The sequence below is a fragment of the Achromobacter sp. D7-1 genome (assembly GCF_059760445.1).
Genome location: NZ_JCBAMT010000088.1, coordinates 23,145 through 29,280, shown reverse-complemented (window position 1 = coordinate 29,280; position 6,136 = coordinate 23,145). Strand labels below are relative to the sequence as shown.

The 6,136-nt window shown below is 66.2% G+C and carries 5 protein-coding genes; 1 reads left to right on the top strand and 4 read right to left on the bottom strand.

Annotated elements, in window-relative coordinates:
- Nucleotides 1-94 precede the first annotated feature (94 nt).
- The 3 genes from AC6LKD_RS27360 to AC6LKD_RS27350 form a co-directional block, all read right to left on the bottom strand.
- Nucleotides 95-433: a P-II family nitrogen regulator gene (locus tag AC6LKD_RS27360; protein WP_013393295.1), complete on the bottom strand. Its 339-nt coding sequence runs from the start codon at nucleotides 431-433 to the stop codon at nucleotides 95-97.
- A gap of 129 nt (nucleotides 434-562) precedes the next feature.
- Complete coding sequence (locus tag AC6LKD_RS27355) at nucleotides 563-2,620, bottom strand: NAD(+) synthase (RefSeq protein ID WP_498118011.1); 2,058 nt, start codon at nucleotides 2,618-2,620, stop codon at nucleotides 563-565.
- Nucleotides 2,621-2,710: 90 nt separating this feature from the next.
- Nucleotides 2,711-4,060: a mechanosensitive ion channel family protein gene (locus tag AC6LKD_RS27350; RefSeq protein WP_498118010.1), complete on the bottom strand. Its 1,350-nt coding sequence runs from the start codon at nucleotides 4,058-4,060 to the stop codon at nucleotides 2,711-2,713.
- A gap of 126 nt (nucleotides 4,061-4,186) precedes the next feature.
- Between AC6LKD_RS27350 and argH the strand changes: the two genes are divergently transcribed.
- Nucleotides 4,187-5,605 carry an argininosuccinate lyase gene (argH, locus tag AC6LKD_RS27345; RefSeq protein ID WP_013393292.1) on the top strand — a complete coding sequence of 473 codons (1,419 nt, stop codon included), beginning with the start codon at nucleotides 4,187-4,189 and terminating at the stop codon, nucleotides 5,603-5,605.
- Nucleotides 5,606-5,692: 87 nt separating this feature from the next.
- On the opposite strand, the gene AC6LKD_RS27340 is transcribed toward argH, so the two are convergent.
- Complete coding sequence (locus tag AC6LKD_RS27340) at nucleotides 5,693-6,112, bottom strand: type II toxin-antitoxin system HicB family antitoxin (protein WP_498118009.1); 420 nt, start codon at nucleotides 6,110-6,112, stop codon at nucleotides 5,693-5,695.
- Nucleotides 6,113-6,136: the final 24 nt, after the last annotated feature.

The window sequence follows — 6,136 nt, the reverse complement described above, 5'->3', positions numbered from 1 at the left end:
GAACCTTGCTGCCCCAACACCCGCAAAATCAAGCCCGGGCCTCGCGGCTGCCGGCAGGCCCAGCCTGTCCGCTCAGCCGCGATTCCCGTGGGATCTACAGCGCCTCTTCGTCGCTCTCGCCCGTGCGGATGCGGATGGCTTGTTCAACCGGCGTGACGAAGATCTTGCCGTCGCCGATCTTGCCGGTGCGGGCGGCCTTGACCACGGCTTCGATGGCGGCTTCGACCTGGCTGTCGGGCAGCACCACTTCGACGCGGATCTTGGGCAGGAAGTCCACCACGTATTCCGCGCCACGGTAGAGCTCGGTATGGCCTTTCTGGCGGCCGAAACCCTTGACTTCGGTAACGGTCAGGCCGCTGACGCCGACTTCGGCCAGCGCTTCGCGGACTTCGTCGAGCTTGAAGGGTTTGATGATGGCGGTGACTTGTTTCACGTTGGTCGTCCTGGGTGTTTGATCTGTTGCGGCACCCTGGCTAGGCATGGCCGCAGGGCGCGTTGGATAAGAGAATACCACCCGCCAGGGAGCCCAAATACCGGGTTCCCCCTTGGCGGAAAATCCCGGTCAGGCTTCGTCGGGTATGCGCTCGGCGTCGCGCATCCACACCACCGACTCGGAATCGCTGGGCGCACGCCAGTCGCCGCGCGGCGACAGCGAACCGCCGGAGCCGACCTTGGGCGCATTGGGCACGCACGTGCGCTTGAACTGGCTGAGACGGAAGAAGCGGTCCAGGAATATCTTCAGGTTGCGCTTGATGGCCGCCAGATCGTACTGGTTGCGGGCCACATGGCCGCCCTCGGGCCAGGCGCCGGCCTCGCGGTCGCGCCAGGCCGCCAACGCCAGGAAAGCCACCTTGGTCGGCGCGAAGCCGTAGCGCAGCGTGTAGTACAGGTTGAAATCCTGGAGTTCGTAAGGACCGATGCTGTCTTCGCTTTTCTGCACCGGCTTGTCGTCCGCGCCGCCAGGCACCAATTCGGGGCTGACGTCGGTGCCCAGCACGTCCAGCAGCACCTGCGCGCCCTCCTCGCCCAGCCGGCCGGATTCGGCCACCCAGCGCACCAGGTGGGTAATGAGCGTCTTGGGCACGCTAGCGTTGACGCTGTAGTGCGACATGTGATCGCCCACGCCGTAGGTGCACCAGCCCAGCGCCAATTCGCTCAGGTCGCCGGTGCCGATAACGATGGCGTGGTTGAAGTTCGCGATGCGGAACAGGTGGTTGGTGCGCTCGCCGGCCTGCACGTTCTCGAAGGTGATGTCGTAGACCGGCTTGCCGTCCGCATAGGGATGGCCCAGGTCCTTAAGCATCTGCAGGCAGCTGGGCCGGATGTCGATCTCGGAGGCCGTGCATCCCACCACCTCCATCAGCTTGCGCGCCTGCTGCAGCGTGCGCGAACTGGTGGCGAAACCCGGCATGGTGACGGCCAGGATATTGGAGCGCGGCAGTTCCAGCGCGTCCATGGCCTTGGCGCAGACCAGCAGTGCATGGGTTGAATCCAGTCCGCCGGAAATACCGATGACGACCTTGGACATGCCGCTGGCCGACAGGCGTTGGACCAGGGCCTGCACCTGGATGCTGTAGACCTCCTTGCAGCGGGCGTCGCGGCGCTGCGGGTCGGCCGGCACATAAGGGAAGCGCGCCACGCGCCGCTCCAGCGGCAGTTCGGCGTCTTCCAGCGGCGGGTTCACGGGCACCGCCACGCTGCGGAACTTGCGGACTTCGTCCTGGTGGCGGCGCACCGACTGGCCGAAGGTGGTCTGGCGCATGCGCTCGCGCGACAGGCGTTCCAGGTCCACGTCCGAGAACAGCAGGTGGGAGTGGCCGAGGAAGCGTTCCGATTCGCCCAGCAGTTCGCCGTTTTCGTAGATGAGCGCCTGGCCGTCCCAGGCCATGTCGGTAGAGGACTCGCCCCGCCCGGCGGAGGTGTACATATAGGCCGACAGGCAGCGCGCCGACTGCTGCGCCACCAGCTGGTGGCGGTAGTCGGACTTGCCGACCACGATGTTGGAGGCCGACAGGTTGACCAGCACCGTGGCGCCCGCCAGCGCGGCGTAGGAGGACGGCGGGATCGGCACCCAGACGTCCTCGCAGATTTCGACGTGGAACTGGAACAGCGGCAGCTTTTCCATCTGGAAGAGCAGCTCGGACCCGAAAGGCACGGTCTGGCCCAGCAGGCTGATCTCGGAAACGATGGCGCAATCCCCGGCGCTGAACTGGCGCGCTTCGTAGAATTCGCCGTAGTTGGGCAGATAGCTCTTGGGCACCACGCCCAGCACGCGGCCGCCGGCGGCGACCACGGCGCAGTTGAATAGCTGGTGGGCCACCCGCAGCGGCGCGCCGACGACGACGGCGATGTCCATCTCGGCCGTGGCCGCGACCACCCGCGCCAGCGCTTCCTCGCATTCGTCCAGCAAGGCCTTCTGGTGGAACAGGTCGTCGCAGGTGTAGGCGGACAGGCCCAGCTCGGGAAACGCCGCCAGCACCGCCCCGCCCTGGGCGGCCTGCTGCGCCAGCGCAATGGTCTGGGCGGCATTGAACGCGGGGTCCGCGACCTTGCATTCGGGCACGCCGACGGCGACCCGGGCAAAGCCGTGGGAATACAGGTTGAAGAACGGGTTCGACATCGGGTCTATCGCCTGGGATTTCAACGCCTGGATTATCTCACGGGGCCACCCGCCGGCCCCGCCCGGACGCCCCGACGCACCCGCTGTCCGCTAGCGCGGCATCTTGGCGTCGGTCAGGCCGTGCTCCAACGGCGCGGCCAGGCCGGGGCGAACGCCGTCGGCGGCCAGCGCGGCCTGCAAGGCGCCTTCGCGCAGATGGGCGCCCATCGCGCCGATGTCGGCGCCGGACGGCTGCTGGTACAGGCGCAGGCCCAGTTCTGGCAGGATGGCCAGCAGATGGTCGAAGATGTCGCCCTGGATGCGTTCGTACTCGACCCAGGCGGTAACCGCCGTAAAGCAATAGACCTCGACCGGAATGCCTTCGGAGGTGGGCTCCATCATGCGCACCATCATGGCCATGTCCTGACGGACCTCGGGATTCTGCTTCAGGTAGGCCAGCGCATAGGCCCGCAGGGTGCCGATATTGGTCAGGCGGCGGCGGTTGGCCGGCACGCTGGCCAACTCGCCCATGGTCTGGTTGGCCTGGGCGATGTCGTGGGTCTTGGCCTGCAGGTAGTCGTGCAGCAGGCGGAACCGCATCAGCCGCTGCGCTTCGTCGTCGCTCAGGAAGCGCACGCTGGCCGAGTCGATGCGGAGGGTGCGCTTGATGCGGCGCCCGCCCGATTCGAACATGTGGCGGTAGTTGCGGTAGCTTTCCGAGAACAGCTTGTAGGTGGGCACCGTGGTGACGGTGTTGTCCCAGTTCTGCACCTTGACCGTGTGCAGGGCGATGTCCTTGACGAAGCCGTCGGCGTTGGACTGCGGCATCTCGATCCAGTCGCCGATGCGCAGCATGTCGTTGCTGGTCAGCTGGGTACTGGCCACCAGCGACAGCAGCGTGTCCTTGAACACCAGCAGCAGCACCGCGGACAGCGCGCCCAGGCCGGAGATCATCCAGAGCGGCGAACGGTCAATCAGGATGGAAAGCACCAAAACGGTGCACACCGCCATCAGGATCAGCTTGCCGATCTGGATATAGCCCTTGATGGAGCGGGTCTGCGCCCGGGTGGTGGCGGAATAGGTGTCCTGCCAGGCGCTCAGCACGCCGGAAAACGCCACGAACACGCAGATCCAGGCGCCGGCGTGCGCCAGCCGCCCGACAATGGTCACCGCCCGCTCGACGTGCGGCACCAGGTCTATGCCCAGCGACACCACCGCGAATGGCACGGCATACCAAAGGTTCTGGTAGGCGCGGCGGCGTTGCAGGGCCTTATCCCAGTCGCCGCGGCCGCTCAGCACCAGCACGCGGTGCGCCAGCAGCAGCACGACCCGGGCCACGACCCACTGGACGAACAGCGCGGCCAGGATCAGCGCGCCGATCCCGATCAAGGTCTGCGCCCAGGCTTCGCGCGGCAGATGGGTATCCAATTGGGTGACCAGCTCTTCCCATTCCAGGGGCATAGGCTCTCTTCCTGCTCTAAGGTCTTGAAACTAATCCAGGATTATCCGACAAAGGCCCGCTCAGAGGGTTCGCCGCCAGCAGGCGCGCCACCCGGCGCCACGCCAGGGCCTATAATTCCGCCCATCATGGCAAACACTCCCTCCCCCGATCAAAACCAGTTCGCCAACAAGGCGCAGGCCTGGTCCGCCCGGTTCTCGGAACCGGTTTCCGAACTCGTCAAGCGCTATACGGCGTCCGTGGATTTCGACAAGCGCCTGGCGCGCTACGACATCCAGGGCTCGCTCGCGCATGCGGACATGCTGGCCGCCCAGGGCATCATCGGCGCCCAGGACCTGGCCGACATCCAGCGCGGCATGACCCAGATCCTGTCCGAAATTGACGCCGGCAGCTTCCAATGGCTGCTCGACCTCGAAGACGTGCACCTGAACATCGAAAAGCGCCTGGTGGAGCTGGTGGGCGACGCGGGCAAGCGCCTGCACACCGGCCGTTCGCGCAACGACCAGGTCGCCACCGACATCCGCCTGTGGCTGCGCGCTGAAATCGACAACCTGCTGGACCTGCTGCGCCAGCTGCGCCGCGCCCTGGCCACGGTGGCGCTGGAACACGCCGGCACCATCATGCCCGGCTTCACGCACCTGCAAGTGGCCCAGCCGGTCACCTTCGGCCACCACCTGCTGGCCTATGCGGAAATGTTCGGCCGCGACGCCGAGCGCCTGGCGGACTGCCGCCGCCGCGTGAACCGCCTGCCGCTGGGCGCCGCCGCCCTGGCCGGCACGTCCTACCCGATCGACCGCGAGCGCGTCGCCAAGACCCTGGGCTTTGACGGCGTCTGCCGCAATTCGCTGGACGCCGTGTCCGACCGCGACTTCGCCATCGAATTCTGCGCCGCCGGCGCGCTGATCATGACGCACGTCTCGCGCCTGTCCGAAGAGCTGGTGCTCTGGATGAGCCCGCGCGTGGGCTTCATCGACCTGGCCGACCGCTTCTGCACCGGCAGCTCGATCATGCCGCAGAAAAAGAACCCCGACGTGCCCGAGCTGGCCCGCGGCAAGACCGGCCGCGTCAACGGCCACCTGGTCGCCCTGCTGACCCTGATGAAGGGCCAGCCCCTGGCCTACAACAAGGACAACCAGGAAGACAAGGAAGGCCTGTTCGACACCGTCGACACCGTGCGCGACACGCTGACGATCTTTGCGGACATGGCCGGCGGCATCAAGGTCAAGGCCGACAACATGCGCGCCGCCGCCTTGCAAGGCTTCGCCACCGCCACCGACCTGGCCGACTACCTGGTCAAGCGCGGCATACCTTTCCGCGACGCCCACGAAGTGGTGGCCCACGCGGTCCGCGACTGCGAACAGCGCGGCTGCGACCTGGCCGACCTGTCGCTGGACGAGCTCAAGGCCTACCACGCCAGCATCGGCGACGACGTGCACCAGGTCCTGACCCTGGAAGGCTCCGTCGCGGCCCGCAAGCACGTGGGTGGCACCGCCCCCGAGCGCGTGGCCGAGGAAGCGAAGCGCGTGCTGCAGGAAACGGCGGAGTAAGGCTGGTTTTCTCCGACGCAAGATGATCGGCCCCGATTTATCGGGGCCGATTTTCATTGGAGCGCGGGACTTGCCTAGATACCAGCCTCAGGCGATCGACACGTCCAGGCGGCGCCCAAGCTGTCCAAGGGCAGATTCGACCTGTTCGATCCGGGACGCATGCCGCACATTCAGCAACCGGTCCACTTGCGGCATATGAACACCCATGCGCCTTGCCAACTCGGCCTTGCGCACTCCCTGCAAAATCATCTCGTTCGACAGAAAGACCTTGCTGGTGATCAAGGCAGGCAAGATTACCGACGCCTGGCCCTTGGCTGGCTTGGAGGGCATGGGGATGGGGCGGCGCGCCTCGAAATAGATCTCCAGCGCCGCCTCGAGCGCCTCTTCGGCATTGATCGCCGCCTCGTCGACGTCCTGCCCCACGGACAGCGCTTCTGGAATATCAGGAAACCGGACCAGCCACGTGTCGTTGGTGTCGCGAGTCAGGATGTAGGGATAGGTCAGCATTCGGGCTTCCTGTTTGATGAGAGC

Bases quoted from the DNA above. Each gene is read 5' to 3' on its own strand.
- AC6LKD_RS27355 (WP_498118011.1), bottom strand. From the start codon at position 2,620: ATGTCGAACCCGTTCTTCAACCTGTATTCCCACGGCTTTGCCCGGGTC.
- AC6LKD_RS27350 (WP_498118010.1), bottom strand. From the start codon at position 4,060: ATGCCCCTGGAATGGGAAGAGCTGGTCACCCAATTGGATACCCATCTG.
- argH (WP_013393292.1), top strand. From the start codon at position 4,187: ATGGCAAACACTCCCTCCCCCGATCAAAACCAGTTCGCCAACAAGGCG.
- AC6LKD_RS27340 (WP_498118009.1), bottom strand. From the start codon at position 6,112: ATGCTGACCTATCCCTACATCCTGACTCGCGACACCAACGACACGTGG.